This window comes from Halobellus rarus (genome assembly GCF_024494595.1).
GTDB classification, from domain to species: Archaea; Halobacteriota; Halobacteria; order Halobacteriales; family Haloferacaceae; genus Haloquadratum; species Haloquadratum rarum.
The window spans coordinates 168858-185136 of record NZ_JANHDI010000007.1; the positions used below are offsets into that span (position 1 = coordinate 168858).

The window sequence follows — 16279 nt, forward strand, 5'->3', positions numbered from 1 at the left end:
CCAGTTCACAGCAGCGCGAAGACCACGTACGTCGCGACCAGCAGGACCGTCGCGTGCTTCAGTCCGTCCGCGACGCTTCCCTCTCCTAACTGCCCGGCGACGAGCCCCGAACAGACGCCCTGGATCGCGGCGGTGTGGAAGAACAGCAGTTCGTAGGCGTCGGTGTTGACCGACTGCAGCCCCCCGAGCACGCCGGCGTCGACGCCGCCGACGTCGCCGACCGCGCCGCCGGTCGACTGCCCCGCCGCCTCGATCGCCGGGATGAACGACACCGTCAGCGCGACGATGATCCCGAGGAAGACGAAGAAGGAGACGTAGATGACGACGAGGTAGGTGAGCATCTCCTGTCGCCGCTCGCGCTGGAGCCGCCGGGTCTCCTGGGCCTCGTCGGCCGCGATGTGGAGCACCGGACTGATGTCGCCGCTGGCGGCCATCGCGTTCCGAATGAGCGTCACCGCTCGGGACACTGTCGGCGCGTTCGTCCGCCGCTCCATCCTCGTGAGCGCGTCGCCGACGCTCGCGCCCCACTGGATGTCCCGCCACACGCGGGCGATCTCGTCTCCGAGCCGTCCGAGCTCGGCGTCGGAGAGCCGACCCAGCGAGCCGACGACGGTGACGCCGGCTTCGTTGATGCTCGCCATCCGGCTGAGGAAGTCGGGCATGTCCGCCTCGATCGAGCGGATCCGCTTCTTTTGTACCTCGTGTGCGGCGGCGACGCCGGCGAGGGCGAGTACCGTCGCGAGCACGATCGGACCGTCGACGACCGCGACCACGTCCGCGACCGCGGTGGCGGTTTCGGTCGACCCCTCGGTCAGTCGTCCGACCGCGTCCCGAGCGGCCCCGTCGATCGACAGCCAGATCAGGAGTAGTCCGACCGGTCCGGTAAGGAACAGCGAGTACGCTGGCGTCCGCAGGACCGTTTCGATCGGGTGCGAAAGTATCTCACGGAACGTGCCGATCCGGTCGTAGACCGCGAGTCGGGCCCGGTTTTCCACGTGGCTGTCCCGCTCGGGAGCCGCGCCGTACACGACTCCGCCGTCAGTCATCCCCGCCGCCTCACCGCCGTTGACGACCGACTGTGCGCCGCTCGCGTCGCTCTCGCTCCCCCTGTCCGACGCCAACCGCGGCTGCTCGCCGCCGTCCTGATTCGGGAGGTTCAGGCTCTCGGTCATGCTGTCGACGTAGACCACGAACCCGAACGTCGCCAGCGGAATCGCGACGTAGCTCACGAGGCGGACCAGGGTGAGCGTGCTCTGGATCACGAGCCCGATCACGACGAGGACGGTGATGAAAAACAGCGGCCCGGCGACGAGGACGGTCACGTACACCTCCGCGAACGTCGAGAGCAGGTCCAGATACTGCCGCTGCTGTGCCTGTGCCTCCTCCTGGAACCGCTCGTACTGATCCCGCAGGAACGCCGAGACGTTCTGCCCGGAGGAGAGGACGCTCGCGAGGTTCTCGGTGAACTCCTCGAGGTTCTCGCTCGGCGTGCTGCTCGCGGTCTCCTGAAGGGCGGTCAGGATGTCGGTGCCGAACGCGTCCATGTCACGGACGGCGATGCCGAGTTCGCGCGCCGCCTCGCCGTAGACGCCCTGGTTGCGAGAGAGCGTCCGCAGCACCTCCTGAAACGGGATCCCCGAGCGCGAGAGCGCGTAGACGAACGCCACCGTCCGCGGCAGCGTCGTGTCGATTTCGATCCCGCGCGTTCGCGCGCGCTGATCGAGATACTTCCAGCGAGCCCAGTAGGTCCCGAGGGCGAGTCCCGTTCCGACCGTCGCGCTGGCGACGAGCAGCAGGCCGAACAGTTGCAGCAGAGAGAGGTCAGGGACGTGGACGATCGCGGCGAGGAACTCCAGCGGCGTCGGGAGGAACGCGCGGATCTCACCGACGTCGACGGCGAGCGAGCGGAGGATCACCGCTCCCGCGTAGACGCCGTAGACGCTCCCGGCGATCCCGGCAACGCCGGCGATGAAGAGCGTCTGGGAGGCGAACACCCGGTGGCTCTCGCCGACGAACGCCGCGCGCATCCGCTCGCGCTGTCGGCGGCGGGTCGGACTGACCTCGGCGACGTACCGCCCGAAGATCGGTAGCGCGAGTCGGGAGACGAGCAACCGCGCGCGGCCGCTGACGGGGACGAGCGCGATCGGCAGTGCCAGGATCGTCACGAGTAGCAGCGGCACGTAGCCGAGCAGTTCAACGGCTGCCATCGCCTCTGTCCCCCTCGACGTCGTCGGTCTTCGCCCTCGGACGTTCCTCGCCACTGTGGGTCCGGTCGGGTCCGTCGCCGCTGCTGCTGTCGTCGCTGGCGACGCTCTCGTCGCCCGACGCCTCGTCCTGCGCGGCTTCGAGCCGCTTCATCACGCGCTCGGGGTCGGCGTAGTACTCGTTGACGAGCGCGGTGAACCGTCGATAGTCGGTCGTCCCGAGTTCCGAGAGCAGTTCCAGGAACCGCTCTCGACGCTCTATCTCGCGTTTCCGCTCCGTTCGGCTCCACCCGCGATCCCGCTGGATCTCCTCGAGGAGGTTCGAATCGCTCCCCTCGAAGGTATCCGTCTCGGCGTTCCACCTGAACGTCCGGGAGTAGTCGAGTTCGCCGGTCCGCTGATCGATATCGCCGATCTCGCCGATCGTCTTCGAACGGCGGACGCGCTCGCCCTCGACGCGCGTCAGCGTCTGCACGCACAGGAGGTCCAGCGACTGGACCATCGCCCGCGGCACGTTGATCGGCTCGTTCTCCAAGCGATTGATCACCGTCTCGATGCTGTCGGCGTGCATCGTCGAGAACGTCGTGTGGCCCGTGTTCATCGCCTGGAACAGCGTGACGGCCTCGTTCCCGCGAACCTCGCCGACGATGATGAACTCGGGGCGGTGCCTGAGGGCGGACCTGAGGAGGGCGTACATATCGATGTCGCTCCCCTCGTGAAGGCGCTCACGCGTGACCGACGAGAGCCAGTTGTCGTGATACAGCGACAGCTCGCGGGTGTCCTCGATGGTCAGGACCTTCGCGCGCGGCGGGATGAACATCGAGACGGCGTTCATCGACGTCGTCTTTCCCGAGGCGGTCCCGCCGGCGAAGATGAGGCTCTTGTTGTTCTCGATGCAGAGCCACAGGTAGGCCATCTCCTCGATCGAGAACGTCCCGTAGTCGATGAGGTCGATGGGCGTGAACGGCTCGTCGGCGTACTTTCGGATGGTGAACGCCGATCCCCGCGGGGTCACTTCCTCGCCGAGTGCGAGCTCGACGCGCGAGCCGTCGGGGAGCGTCGTCCCGACGACGGGGTCACCGACGCTCACGTGCCGGCCGGACTCCTGGGCGAGGCGGATGACGAAGTCGTCGAGGTCGTCGGCGGCGTAGGCGACGTTCGTCTCGATGTCGGTGTACTCGTCGTGGTAGACGAAAATCGGGAGGTCGTAGCCGTCACAGGAGATGTCCTCGATGTGCGGGTCGTGCATCAGCGGATCGATGCGGTCGAACCCGCGGAAGTCGCGGGCGAGGTAGTACAAGAGCGCGTGGAACGTCCGCATCGGGACGTCGACGCCGTACTGCTCGAGCAGGCTCCGGAGCTCCCGTCTGAGCGTCTCTTCTGCGGTCGGTTCCGTGTTGGTCTGGTACAAGAGCGGGTCGCGGATGTCGACCCTGGCCCGCGAGAGGAGGTCGGCCTCGAACTCGTCGAGTTCGGGCTCGACCGCGTAGTAGTAGTGTTCGCTCTCCTCGTCGTCGTAGGTGATCACGACGTAGGCGTACGGCGCGTTCACCCAGTAGCGATCGACGAGCTCCTCGCCGTCCGGCACCTCGAACTCGGCGAAGACGCCGTCGCCGGGTCGGTACGGCCGGACGTCGATCGAGGAGCCTCGGAGGACCTCGATCGCGCGACGGATTCGCCGCCTGAGGCGATCGATCGTGTCTCCGTCGCCGTTCATCTCGTCCGTCCCGTCGCTTGCCCGGTCGTCGGAGGGATCGCCCGTCCCGTCGGGGGCGTCCCTCTCCCTGTCGGCACCCTCGCCTGTGTTCGCCGCGTCGGCGGCGACGCCGCCGTCGGCGGTCGCCGTCCCATCGGTCGACTCGGCGGCTGTCTCATCGGACGACTCGGCGGCCGTCTCGTCGGCCGACGCGGCCGCCGCTCCGTCTCCCGATGTCCCCCCCGTCTTCGGCTCGGAATTCGGCTCCCCCATAGCTACGTGGTCCGACGCGTTACCGGCCTTTCTGCTCGGAGTGACTTATACTGTCGGCCGTCAGTTCCTGACGTGCTCGTCAGTCAGCCCGGCGAGCCGGTCGGCCAACCCCTCGGAGAACGCCTCGCTCGTACACCGCCACGACCAGTTGCCCGACGTCGTCCCGGGGCGGTTGAACCGGGCGTGCTCGTCGAGCCCGAGGACGTCCTGCATCGTCGCGAACGAGAGCACGGAATCGGCGCGCCAGACCGCCTCGATCATCGACCAGTTGATCCCCGAGCCGTCCGCGCCGATGTTGTACTCCAGACAGCTTCGCTGTCTTTCCGGCAGGGACTCGTAGTACCCGACCAGCGTGTTCGTGTCGTGGGTCGACGAGTACGCGACGCTGTTCTCGGGGTAGTGCATCGGCTGGTACATATCGCCCTCCTGGCACCAGTCGGCGTAGTGGGGCACTCGCATCGAGGGGAAGCCGAACCGCTCGCGGAGGTCGACGAGCGACTGGTCGAGGAAGCCCAGGTCCTCGACGACGAACGGGAGGTCCCCGAGCCGCTCTCCGACGGTCTCGAAGAAATCCGCGCCCGGCGCGTCCCGCCACTCTCCGTCTGCGGGCGAGTCGGAGTCCGCGGGGATCGCCCAGAACTCGTCGAACCCCTTGAAGTGGTCGATCCGGGTGACGTCGACGAGGTCGAACAGCCGGTCGAGGCGGGCGAGCCACCAGCCGTAGTCATCCTCGCGAAGCGTCTCCCAGTCGTACACCGGGTTGCCCCACCGCTGGCCGTCGTCTTGGGGATTCGGCGGGACGCCGGCGACGGCGGCGGGTTCGCGGTCGTCCGTCAGATCGAACGCCTCGGGACTCGCCCAGACGTCGGCGCTGTCGAGGGCGACGTAGATCGGCAGGTCGCCGACGAGGTCGACCCCGCGCTGGTGCGCGTACTCGCGGAGCCCGCGCCACTGTCGGTCGAAGACGAACTGGACGAACTCGCGGTAGTGCACCTCCGACGCCAACTCCTCGCGGTGCGTCGAGAGCGCGTCGGGGTCGCGGCCCCGGATCGCCTCCGGCCACGACGTCCACGCGCCGTCGTACCGCGTCCGCAACGCCATAAACAGCGCGTAGTCGTCGAGCCACGCCGACTCGCGCTCGCGGAACGCCTCGAAGGCCTCGCGGTCCGCGTCGAGATCGACGCCCGGAGCACTCTCGGCGTCGCCCTCGCTCGCCGATCGGAACCGCTCCGCCGCCGTGCGGAGCCGGTCGGTCTTGTACTCGCGGACGCGGTCGTAGTCGACCGCGTGCTCCGAGAAGTCCGGAACCGGTTCGAGGTCGTCCTCCCGGAGGGAGCCCCTCTCGACGAGCCGATCGAGGCTCACGAGGAGCGGGTTGCCGGCGAACGCCGAGTACGCCTGATACGGCGAGTCGCCGTGGACCGGGGCCGTCGGCCCCAGGGGGCAGAACTGCCAGTAGGACTGCTCGGCCGCGTCGAGCCAGTCGACGAACGCCCGCGCGCCGTCGCCGAGGTCGCCGATCCCGTGCGGTCCGGGAAGCGACGTGAGGTGGAGGAAGACGCCTGACCGTCGGTCGAATCGCATACTCGAAACACCCGCGGACGGAAGTTAAGCGTGTGGTCCGCGGGGTGGGAGACATCTTCGCGTTGTCGGTGCGATTCCGCGCCCACTGCGACGAACCGTCCAACGGCGTCCACTGCGGCGAATCGCCCACAGTTAACACCGCGCGGGTCCATCCCATATCCGTGCATCCGAAGACGGTCCTCATCACCGGCTGTTCGTCCGGCATCGGCCGCGCCACAGCGCTCGCCTTCCTCGAGGAGGACTGGAGCGTCTACGCGACGGCCCGAAACCCCGCGGACATCGAGACGCTCGGCGAGAAGGGCTGCCGCATCGCGACGCTCGACGTCACCGATCAGGACGACGTCGACAGGGTCGTCGACCGCGTCATCGACGAGGAGGGTCACCTCTCCTGTCTCGTCAACAACGCCGGGTTCGGCCAGATGGGGCCGCTCGAAGACGTGCCGACCGAGCAGGTCCACCGGCAGTTCGACGTGAACGTCTACGGGCCGCACCGGCTGATCCGCGCCGTCCTGCCGCATATGCGCGAGCAGGAGGACGGCACCATCGTGAACCTCTCCAGCGCCGCCGGCCGGGTGTCGTTCCCCGGCGGCGGCGTCTACGCCGGATCGAAGTTCGCGATCGAGGCGATGAGCGACGCGCTCAGAAACGAGGTCGACGAGTACGGCGTCGACGTCGTCGTGATCGAACCCGGCCCGGTCGAGACGAACTTCTCCGACCGCGTCGAGCGCGAAGTCCACGGGAACGACGGAAGCGCGGAGCGGGGCTCCGACGCGGGAGGTGGCGACGGCGGCGGCGACATCCCCGGCCTGGAGCGCTCGGGCGCCTACGAGTCGTTCTACGAACTCTTCTCGGAGACGCAACTGATCGGCGGCGGCGGGCTCGGAGCCATCTCGCCCGGGCGCGTCGCCGAGGACGTCGTCGACGCCGCCTCCTCCACGAAGCCCCGAGCGCGCTACCAGCCGGGGACCGCGGCGCGCGTCACCGTGCTGGCGCGGCATCTCCCCTCGCGCTGGCTCGACACGGCGTATCGGTACCTGCGAAAACTGTAATCGCCGGCTGCCGGCTGTGCCGGCTGGGTGAGGCCTACTCCAGACACGCGGCCACGACGCGCAGCGCCTCCTCGCCGCGCACCTCCTCGGCCAAGAGCGGCACGCGCTTGACGTCCCGTCCCCTGAACAGTTCGGTCGCGCGGCCGATCGCGTCCTGCTGAACGCCCCAGCGTCGCTGGCAGAACTCGCAGTTGTCCAGGTCCGGCGAGACGACCCACCGGTCGTCGACCTCGGTCGCCGTCACGTCCGCGAGGTCCTCCATCACGCGGTTGACGACGAGCGTCTGGACGGGGATGCCGTAACCGTCGAGCCGTTCGACCAGCCGTTCGGTCTCGACGACGCTCATCTCCTCGGGGATCATTACGACGCGGAAGTCCGTCTTCGTCGGGTCGCGCAGGACCGTCCGCAGTCGCTCGATCCGCTCGCGGAGCTCGTCGAGGTCCGGCGTCGCCGCCTCGTCGCTTCCCATCCCGAACATCCCCTTGACGCCCTCCATCATCCCCGAGAACTGCTGGCGCATCTTCGCGATCCGACCGAGCATCGAGTCCATCATCTCGGGCAGTTCGAGCAGTCTGAGCGTGTGCCCGGTCGGAGCGGTGTCGACGACGACGCGGTCGAACCGGGGGTCGTCGAGGTATTCGAGCAACTGCTGCATCGCCGCCGCCTCGTCGGCACCGGGCATCGATCCGGGCCCCATCGCGCCGCCGAGGAGGTCTTCCATCCCGCCGAGGTCGCCGAACGGCGAGGCCCCTGCGGCGTCGCCGCCGGCTCCGGAACCGGCTCCGTCGCCCCCCGTGAAGGGGTTCTCGTCCACGTCGGCTCCGGGATCGAAGCCGCCTGCGCTGTCCTCGGTGACCGTAGATCCATCTCCTCGCCCGCCGGCGAACGGGCCCACCGCCGCGTCGGGGTCGATCTCCGCGGCGTACAGCGGCCAGTCTTCCCTGATTCGCGTCGGCTCCGCCGGCACGTCGACGCCGAGGGTGTCCGACAGCGAGTGCGCCGGGTCCGTGGAGACCACGAGCGTCGCCGTCCCCGCCGCGGCCGACGCCAGCGCTGTCGCGGCCGCCATCGTCGTCTTGCCGACGCCGCCCTTCCCGCCGTAGAGGACGTAGTCCGGGGCGTCGACGGACTCGGGGAGCCCGGCGGCGTCCACGTCCTCGATCGGTTCCCCCTCGGAATCGACGCTCTCGACCGGTTCGACGTCGACCGCGTGGTCGTCGGCGGCCGCGTCGGTCTCTCCCCCGCGCTCCCCGTCGTTCTCGGCGGCGTCGACGTCGGTACTCGACATACGCGGGACGACGAGACGGGGACTTGTGTACTTCTCGGTCGGAACCGGAGCGCTATACTGTCGTCTCCCCCTCCGCACCCCTATGGACGCCGAGGACATTCGAGCGACGTTCCCCGAGGTCGATGCCATAGCGGACGACGGCCTGCGCGCGGGCGTCGTCGACGCGTGGGCGACGGCCGCGGCCGAGAACGGGGTCGAGGACCTCACCGCTGTGCCGTGGCTGCCGCCGACACAGCGCGAACTGGGTCTCGACGACGAGGGGCTGGTCGACCACGTGCGGGACGTGACGGCCTGCGCCGTCGCGCTCGCGGAGACGCTGTGGGAGCGGCGATCCGACACGCTCGCCGTCGACGTCGACACCGTCGTCGCGGGGGCGCTCGTCCACGACGTGAGCAAACTCGCCGAGTTCTCCGGGATGGAGGAGACGGCCGTCTACGACCTGCTCGGACATCCCTACTACGGCGTCCACGTCGTCGCCCGTGCGGGCCTCCCGATCGAACTCGCACATATCGTCCTCTCGCACACCGACCGGACGGCGGTCGAACCGGCGACCATCGAGGCCGAGATTATCAGACGCGCCGACGAGGCCGCCTCGGCCGCGATCCGGTGGCGGGCGACCGACGACCTCCGGACGGTCTGAGAGTAGCTCTAACGGGGTCGGAGGCTGCGGACCGGCGGCTCACCGCTCCTCGAAGTACGCCGCGAGCCGATCGGCCGCCTCGTCGGCGCGGTCGGTACAGAGCGAGAAGCGGACCCACTCGTCGTAGGCGTCGCCGAAGGCCTCGCCGGGCATTCCCGCGACGCCCGCCTCGTCGATCAGGCGCTCGACGTTTCCCATCGTCCCGGGGAAGTCCTCGAAACGCGCGAGCACGTAGAACGCTCCTTCGGGGGTGGTATACGCCGCGTCGGCGTCGTCGAGCGCGTCGGTGAACGAACTGATGCGCTCCCGGAGGGTGTCGCGGACGGACTCGTAGTACGTCGGCGGCGTCTCTTTCAACGCGGTCGCGACCGCCGCCTGCGCGGGACGGCTGGTCGCGACGTTGACGAGCATATGCCGCGTCAGCGCCTCCTCGACCAGATCTTCGGGGAAGACCGCGTAGCCGACGCGGAGGCCCGTGATCCCCATCGACTTCGAGAACGCCGTGGTGACGACGACGTTCTCGCGGTCGAGCGTGAGCGCGCTCTCGAACCGGCCGGAAAAGTCGAAGTGGTCGTAGACTTCGTCGACGACGAGGAGCGCGTCGACCTCGCTCGCGGCGTCGGCCAGCGCCGCGACCGACTCGCGGTCGTAGACCGCGCCGGTCGGGTTGTTCGGCGTGTTGAGCACGAGGGCCGCGGTCTCTTCACTCGCGGCCGCGCGCATCGCCTCGACGTCGACGTGCCCGTCTTCGCGGACCGGAACGCGGGTGGCGTCCGCGCCGAGCAGGTCCGCCTTCCCGGGGTAGTACGGGTAGACGGGGTCGGTCAGCAGAAACTCCGATCCGGCGTCGCGTTCCATCGCCCCCGCCATCGCGAGGTAGTTCGCCTCGCCCGCGCCGTTGGTGACGACGACCCGCGATTCGTCGACGTTACGCCGCGCCGCGATCTCCGCTCTGAGTTCGCGGAGCCCCTCGCTCGGGGGGTACTGGAAGTCCGGCGGGTCGCCGTCCGCGTAGGCGCGGAGTCCCTCCCGGAGCGCCGCGGGCGGTTCCCAGTCCGGGTGCCCCGACACCATGTCCACGACGTCGCGATCGGCGCCGACGGCGTACCCGATGACGCGCTGGAAGAGCGGTTCGTCGTACGCGTCGTCCGCGTCTGTCATCTCGTCTGCGGCGTCGGCCGCCGGGGAGGTGTGTCTTTCGACGGGAGCCGTCGTCCAGAGCGACACCGAGGCGGGTCCCGTACGTCTCGACGGCCGTCGAGACCGTAGCGGCGACACTTTTGTCGCCCCCGCTCCTCGTCGCACCTATGCGAGAGTTCGCTTCCGACCCGCCGATCGAGGTCCGCGTCGGCGACGCGCTTCGGAACGCCGACGCGACCGTCGCGATCGCCGAGTCCTGCACCGGTGGGCTGATCGGCTCGCTCCTGACGGACGTGCCGGGATCGTCGGACTACTTCGACCGCTCGCTCGTCACCTACTCCTACGACGCGAAACTGACCGCGCTCGGCGTCGCACGCGAGTCGCTCGACGAGCACGGCGCGGTCTCGGAACCGGTCGCCCGCGAGATGGCCGCCGGCGTCCGCGACGTCGCCGGCACCGACTGGGGCGTCTCCACCACCGGGATCGCCGGTCCCGAGGGCGGGACGCCGGAGAAGCCGGTCGGGACCGTCTACGTCGGCCTCGCGTACCGCGGCGAGTGGGGATCCGGCGAGTCCTACACCCGGATCGAGCGCCACGAGTTCGACGGCGATCGGACCCAGATCAAAGAGCGGATCGCCCGGGAGGCGCTGTCGACGCTGCTGGACGCCGTCGAGTGGTGACGGGTTCCACGCCGCCGACGCGGAACAGATCCCGCGACGGCGACGCCGTCCGCAGGCACAACGTTTGTAGGGCTGACCCCCACAGTCTCACTCGATGAACAAAGACGGGCACGTGTTGAACGGGGCGCTTCTGGCTATCGGACTGGGGGTCATCCTGTCGATCGATCCGACGGCAGGTCCGATTATCGGTGGGGAGAGCGGCGGGATCACGTTCGATGCCGTCTCGACGCTCGCGGGCGAGGTCGCCCGCTCGATCGCGGTGCTGTCGCTCCCGGTCATCCTGGGGGCGCTGTTTCCCGACGTCGACACCGCCTTCGGTCGGCACCGCAAGACGCTTCACAACCTCCCGGTGCTCGGGATCTTCCTCGCGTTCCCGTATCTCTTCGGGAACCTCCAGTTCGTCTGGATCGGCGTCGGGACGCACTACCTCCTCGACGTCGTCGGTTCGAAGCGCGGGATCGCCCTCTGGTATCCGTTCTCCTCGACGGAGTACGGGTTCCCGACCGGCGTCGCGACGTCGAGTAACTGGGCGACGAGGGTGACCGTGGTCGTGACGGCGATGGAGCTTTTCGTCCTGTTTCTCGTCCACAACTACCTGGTCGCGCTCAACACGCCGCTGCCGGACGCGGCGAATCTGATCGGGACGCTCGTCGGCATCTGACCGGGTCCCCGTCGTTTCAGCCGGGATGAGGCGCTGAGGGTCCTCCTCAGTACACTTTGACGTCGTCGAACCGACCACGGTAGGCGACGTGGTCCGGATGCGTCGGCTCCATCCCCGAGAGGAACAGCCGATCGATCTTGCTCCAGGAGTTCTCGTATCCCAGGTGCGCGAACTCGGCGAGTTTCCGGGTCGTGTGCTGGGCCCCGTTTCGTCGCAGGACCCGACGCGAGGCACCCTCGCGCAGGGCCGCGACGAGGTCGGCCTCCGAATCGATTTCCCGGTCGAACGCCGTCCACACCTCCCCGACGCTGCCCCCGAGGTGCGCGTAGGAGGATCCGAAGCCCGGTCGGTCCACGTCGCGGGCGAGGCGGCGCGCCCGCCGGTTCTGGTACGGAAAGAGCTTCAGGTTGTGCGTCTCGACCGCGTGGATCCGGTCGATGTGGGTCCGGACGTCGCCGTCGCCGAAGCTGACGTTGAGAAACTCGGGGTGGGGAACGAGCACGGCCGCGCCCTGTCGCTCGACGGCGTCGAGCGCCCCCGGAAGCGAGATGAAGTCGGGCACCGGCTCGGAGAGCCCGACGGCGAGGACGTGCCGTCGGTTCCGCCACGTCCCGGCGAACACCTCGCGTCCGGGGACGACGAGCAGGTCCTCGTCGGAGAACCGATCGGCGCGGGCGCGGATCTCCGGTAGTCGCGTGAAGTGCGGCGCATACACCAGCGCGTCGAGGCCGCAGGCTTTCGCGCGATCGACGACCCGGTCGTTCAGCACCTTCACGTGGAGGTCGACGTGGGTTCCGCTCGGCACGGTGTCGTCCGTGGGAGCCGAGACCGCTTCGCTCGACTCGGCCTGGGCTTTTGCTCCCGGTCCGGACGCGGCCGTGTCGGTCACGTCAGCCGGTTTGACCGACGTTCTGTTAGGGATTTCTATTTTCCGTCGGCTGCGGAACGGTTTTGTCGCCGGTGACCGTGGCTTGCGGTATGTCCCTGTGGAAGTGCGGCATCGACGGCTGCGCGGAGCGCTTCGAGGACGTCGAGTCCGCGATCATCCACCAGACGGTCGACCACGACCGCCACGAGTGCACGGTCTGCGGCAGCATCGTCCCCGACGGCTACTTCGCGATCCGACACGCCTTCGAGGAACACTCCCGCGCGGAGTACGTCCGCGCTTACGACGCGGACTCGACGGCCGTCCGCGTCCGTGAGGACATCAAGGCCGCCATCGAGGACGAGGCCGACCTCCGGGCGATCGTCGAGGAGCTCAAACGACGCGACGCGCTGTAGTCGCCGCCCGCGTGGCCGTCAGTTCGACCTCGCCGCCCGCTTCCCTCCTTTCCTTGCCGTCGAGCCCGCCACGACCCGTCGGTGCTCGCACCCGACGAAAAGCGAGCGCGCTCGCGGACAGTAACGCGGATCCAACACCGGCGAAAAAGCGGCGCCGTCCAGTGGCGGCGCGCTTCGGCCGCCCGTCAGCGCTCGTCGCTGTCGAGGACGCGGATCTGATCGCCGCGAACGGTGACCGGAATCGGGACGGTCGCCTCGTACAGTTCGACCGTGACCTGGTCCTTCGTCTCGTCGATCCGCTGGACGCGGGCCTTCTCGCCCTTGAACGGCCCGGCGATCAGTTCGACGATGTCGCCCTCGGCGATGCCCTCGACGTCGGGCGTCGGCGAGAGGAAGTGCTCGACCTCCGCCATCGACGAGCGGCCGGCCTCTCCGCCGCTCTTGACGAGACCGCGCGCGTGCGGGATCTCCTCGAGGACGCGCGTGATCACGGCGTCGTTGTCCGACTCCACCATCACGTAGCTCGTGAGCGAGTCCGGGGCTAACACCGCGTGGATCTCCGGCTCCTCGCGGTTCGCGATCATGTCGGCGACGGTCCGTTCCTGGCTGGCTGTCGTCTTCACCGAGAATATCGGCACGTCAGACACCTCCCGGGAGGAAGCTCATCACCGCGTAGATGAGAAAGCCGAGGAACCCGACGAGAACGATGCCGGCACCGGCTATGAGACCGATCTGTGAGAACTCCTCCCACGAGGGCGTGCTGGCCAGCTTCAGCACCCGCACGTAGCTTGTCAGGTCGTACTTGACGTCCATCTTGGGTGTGGATAGTTCGTCGGGCTTTTTCTATCTATTGATACCGCCCCCGACGTTCGGCACTGGCGACGAGGTTCACAGCCGAGGCTCTCCGGGTGCGATCGGCGCGGCGACGGGTGATCAAAAAGCAGGCGCGGCGACGGGTGGTCGAAACCCAGCCGCGCGGTACGTTACTCGACGTAGTCGATCTCGGTGCCCTGTCCCTGGGGCGGCGCCTGCGGCTCCGGCTGGGGCTGCGGCTGGGCCTCGTCGTCGTCGCTGCGGCCGTAGATCTGCGGCGATTCGACGCCCGTGACGACGATCATCGTCCGCATCGTGCCGTCGATCTCCTCGTCGACGGAGGTCCCCCAGATGATTCGTGCGTCGGGGTCGATCCGGTCGTAAATCTCTTCGACGACGCCCTCGGCCTCCTCGATGCTCATGTCCGACCCGCCGGTGACGTTCACCAGCGCGGAGTTCGCGCCGGAGATGTCGACGTCGAGAAGCGGCGAGCGGAGCGCGCTCTTGACGGAGTCCTGCGCCTTCGACTCGGAGTCGGACTCGCCGAGGCCGATCATCGCGACGCCGCCGCGCTCCATCACGGTCTTCACGTCGGCGAAGTCGAGGTTGACCAGACCGGGCTTGGTGATCAGTTCGGTGATCCCCTTCACCGAGCGCATCAGCACCTCGTCGGAGACCTTGAACGCCTGTCGGACCGGGAGCTTTCCGACCGCGTCGAGCAGCCGGTCGTTCGGGACGACGATGACGGTGTCGGCGACGTCGCGAAGCCGCTCCAGCCCCGCCTCGGCGTTGGTCCGGCGGACTTCACCCTCCGCGGTGAACGGCGTCGTGACGATCGCGATCGTGAGCGCGCCCGCCTCGCGGGCCGCCTTCGCGACGACCGGCGCGGAGCCGGTGCCGGTACCGCCGCCGAGCCCGGCCGTGACGAACACCATGTCCGAGCCGTCGATCGAGTCGTAGATCTCCTCTTGGGACTCCAGCGCCGCCTCCTCGCCGACCTGCGGGAGGGACCCCGCGCCGCGGCCCTGCGTCTTCTGTTCGCCCATCAGGATCTTCGTGTCGGCCTCGATCTCGACGAGGTGCTGGACGTCGGTGTTGGCGGCGACGAGCGTCGCGCCCTCGATTCCCTCCTCGTACATTCTGTTCACCGTGTTGCCGCCGGCACCGCCGCAGCCGACGACGGTGATGTCGGTCTGTAAGTCGACGAGGACTTCCTCCAGTTCCTCGTCGGTCATCGTTCCGGTGCGGGGCATCTCCCCGCCCGCGGTTCCGTCGACGGTGTTCCCATCCCCCGTCTCCTCGGCCTCGTCAATCGCATCGTCGACGATGGAGTCCATAGTATGACCGTTCGTACCGAATACAGCCTCATTATCTTTCCCCCTTTCGTCCGACGCGCGTCTGACGCTGAGCGCGGCTGCGGCGGGGATTCGGTCCGATCGGCCGAACTCGACGGTCCGTTCGGAGACGCCCGCCTTCACACGGGGAACCGAACTGTCTCCTCGGCGGTGACGTCTTCGGGCGTCACCTCGCTGCCGTCGACCTCCACCGACTCGCCCGAGGCCAACCGGCCGAACGCCGGGCCCTCGGGGACGCCCGCCGCGGCGGCGGCGGCCGGATCGAAGGTATCCCGCGTCGCGACCACCTCGCCGTCGGTCCGCGTGACGTCGTCGTACTTCGCCTCGAGGACCGCGGCGACGGCGTCGACGAGCGCGTCCAGGGCGTCGACGTCGACTATGGCGACCCGTCCCCGCGGCTTCGTTCCCCCCTCGACAGTCTCGAACGCGAGCGCGTGGGTCTCGACGGCCTCGAACGTCGCGTCCCGATCGATCCCCGACGCCTCCGCGAGGAGGTCGTCCGGGAGGGAGACGACCTCGTAGGGCGCCCCCAGACCATCTGCGGCGTCGGCCGCTTCGACGGTCTCCGCGTCCGTCCCGAACCGGAGACCGCCGTCGACCCGCGAGAGCGCCCCTTCCAGCGACGCGACGAGGTCGAGGGGGACGCCGGAGGTCTCGCGGAGGTACGTCTCTCCCACGACGCGGTAGCCGAGGTCCTCGACGACGGCTTCCAGTTCGGGGTCGTCACCGACGACGAGGGCCCGCTCGGCGGCCGACTGCTCGAACGCGCGGTCGAGGACGTCCGCGTTCGCCGACGGGTCCCCCATCGAATTCAGCACCCAGTCGGCCCCGACGTGGCCGACGGCCCAGTCCGTCTCGCGGACGATCCGCTCGAACTGCGGCGCGTAGTGACCGCCGCCGAACCCGACGATCTGTCGACGTCGTCCGGTCGACCCGGCGGCGGGTGCGCCGTCGGCGACGCCGGAGACCGACTCGGACGCGTCGGCGGCGACGCCCGAGAGTTCCAGCACGGCGCGCGCGACCGCCCGCGCGCCCTCCGGGTCCTCCCACTCGGACTCGCTGCTGCCGAGTTCGACGAACAGGGAGGGCGCGCCCACGTCGCTCGGGCCGTGGTGCGTGCACTCGATGCCGACCTCGTAGCCGTCGGGGGCGTGGCGGTCGAACGCCTCGACGACGGCGCGCTGGACGTTCGGACAGGCGCGCGCGAGTTCGCCCGGACTCCCGCCGTACTCGGCCGGCCCGAAGTTACCCGTGAAGTGCGCCGTCAGGAGCGGCCCGGTTTCGCCGGCGTGCCGGGAGAGGAAGGCGACGAATTCGGGAGATTCCGAAAACGCCTCGGCGACGCCGTCGAGTTCGAGGTGCCACTCGTCGAACTCGCGGAGTTCGAAGTCGTCGTGGCGGTAGTACCTCCCGCCGCCGTCGGCGTCGCTCGCAGGGTCCTCGCGGGACTCCCACTCCGCGAGCGACCGCAGCGCCTCGCCGATGGCGACCGATGCCGAGTCCGCGCGGCTGACGACCAGTCCGATCACGACCGGCAGTGGGCTCTTCTTCGTATAAAGAGTCTCGGAGCGCAGCGGGTCTCTGCGTCGGCGTCACGCGAGCGATGCGACCGAGT

Annotated in this window: 15 protein-coding genes; 5 read left to right on the forward strand and 10 right to left on the reverse strand. The window is 68.9% G+C overall.

Annotated elements, in window-relative coordinates:
- Window positions 1–5: 5 nt before the first annotated feature.
- The 3 genes from NO876_RS09060 to malQ form a co-directional block, all read right to left on the reverse strand.
- Window positions 6–2207: a type II secretion system F family protein gene (locus NO876_RS09060; RefSeq protein WP_256421362.1), complete on the reverse strand. Its 2202-nt coding sequence runs from the start codon at window positions 2205–2207 to the stop codon at window positions 6–8.
- Complete coding sequence (locus NO876_RS09065; protein ID WP_256421500.1) at window positions 2194–3921, reverse strand: type II/IV secretion system ATPase subunit; 1728 nt, start codon at window positions 3919–3921, stop codon at window positions 2194–2196. Before NO876_RS09065 ends, NO876_RS09060 begins: the two co-directional genes overlap by 14 nt.
- Before the next feature lie 312 nt (window positions 3922–4233).
- Complete coding sequence (gene malQ, locus NO876_RS09070; protein ID WP_256421363.1) at window positions 4234–5757, reverse strand: 4-alpha-glucanotransferase; 1524 nt, start codon at window positions 5755–5757, stop codon at window positions 4234–4236.
- A gap of 161 nt (window positions 5758–5918) precedes the next feature.
- Between malQ and NO876_RS09075 the strand changes: the two genes are divergently transcribed.
- On the forward strand, window positions 5919–6806 hold the full coding sequence (locus tag NO876_RS09075; protein ID WP_256421364.1) for an SDR family oxidoreductase: 888 nt from the start codon (window positions 5919–5921) through the stop codon (window positions 6804–6806).
- A 34-nt stretch (window positions 6807–6840) separates the two neighbouring features.
- Here the strand turns inward: NO876_RS09075 and NO876_RS09080 are convergent, their stop codons facing one another.
- A complete protein-coding gene (locus NO876_RS09080; protein WP_256421365.1) occupies window positions 6841–8094 on the reverse strand; it encodes an ArsA family ATPase in 1254 nt (417 codons plus the stop codon).
- A gap of 82 nt (window positions 8095–8176) precedes the next feature.
- Between NO876_RS09080 and NO876_RS09085 the strand changes: the two genes are divergently transcribed.
- The gene (locus tag NO876_RS09085) at window positions 8177–8734 is read left to right on the forward strand and encodes an HD domain-containing protein (RefSeq protein ID WP_256421366.1); all 558 of its coding nucleotides are present in this window, start codon (window positions 8177–8179) and stop codon (window positions 8732–8734) included.
- A 39-nt stretch (window positions 8735–8773) separates the two neighbouring features.
- Here NO876_RS09085 and NO876_RS09090 read toward each other — a convergent pair whose 3' ends face one another.
- Window positions 8774–9895 carry a pyridoxal phosphate-dependent aminotransferase gene (locus tag NO876_RS09090; RefSeq protein ID WP_256421367.1) on the reverse strand — a complete coding sequence of 374 codons (1122 nt, stop codon included), beginning with the start codon at window positions 9893–9895 and terminating at the stop codon, window positions 8774–8776.
- 146 nt (window positions 9896–10041) lie between these two features.
- Here NO876_RS09090 and NO876_RS09095 point away from each other — a divergent pair, with 146 nt between their 5' ends.
- Complete coding sequence (locus NO876_RS09095; RefSeq protein ID WP_256421368.1) at window positions 10042–10554, forward strand: CinA family protein; 513 nt, start codon at window positions 10042–10044, stop codon at window positions 10552–10554.
- A 94-nt stretch (window positions 10555–10648) separates the two neighbouring features.
- Window positions 10649–11215, forward strand: coding sequence for a metal-dependent hydrolase (locus tag NO876_RS09100; RefSeq protein WP_256421369.1), 567 nt, complete (start codon window positions 10649–10651; stop codon window positions 11213–11215).
- A 46-nt stretch (window positions 11216–11261) separates the two neighbouring features.
- On the opposite strand, the gene NO876_RS09105 is transcribed toward NO876_RS09100, so the two are convergent.
- On the reverse strand, window positions 11262–12020 hold the full coding sequence (locus tag NO876_RS09105) for a PHP-associated domain-containing protein (protein ID WP_256421501.1): 759 nt from the start codon (window positions 12018–12020) through the stop codon (window positions 11262–11264).
- Between the two features lie 173 nt (window positions 12021–12193).
- On the opposite strand from NO876_RS09105, the gene NO876_RS09110 reads away from it, so the two are divergent.
- Window positions 12194–12496, forward strand: a complete 303-nt coding sequence (locus NO876_RS09110) for a DUF7565 family protein (protein ID WP_256421370.1) — start codon at window positions 12194–12196, stop codon at window positions 12494–12496.
- Between the two features lie 185 nt (window positions 12497–12681).
- Here the strand turns inward: NO876_RS09110 and NO876_RS09115 are convergent, their stop codons facing one another.
- The 4 genes from NO876_RS09115 to NO876_RS09130 form a co-directional block, all read right to left on the reverse strand.
- On the reverse strand, window positions 12682–13134 hold the full coding sequence (locus NO876_RS09115) for a transcription elongation factor Spt5 (RefSeq protein WP_103992773.1): 453 nt from the start codon (window positions 13132–13134) through the stop codon (window positions 12682–12684).
- Between the two features lies 1 nt (window position 13135).
- Entirely contained in the window at window positions 13136–13309 is a 174-nt protein-coding gene (locus tag NO876_RS09120; protein WP_103992772.1) for a protein translocase SEC61 complex subunit gamma, read from the reverse strand.
- Between the two features lie 170 nt (window positions 13310–13479).
- On the reverse strand, window positions 13480–14646 hold the full coding sequence (ftsZ, locus tag NO876_RS09125; RefSeq protein WP_256421371.1) for a cell division protein FtsZ: 1167 nt from the start codon (window positions 14644–14646) through the stop codon (window positions 13480–13482).
- A 137-nt stretch (window positions 14647–14783) separates the two neighbouring features.
- On the reverse strand, window positions 14784–16193 hold the full coding sequence (locus NO876_RS09130; protein WP_256421372.1) for a D-aminoacyl-tRNA deacylase: 1410 nt from the start codon (window positions 16191–16193) through the stop codon (window positions 14784–14786).
- Between the last annotated feature and the right edge of the window lie 86 nt (window positions 16194–16279).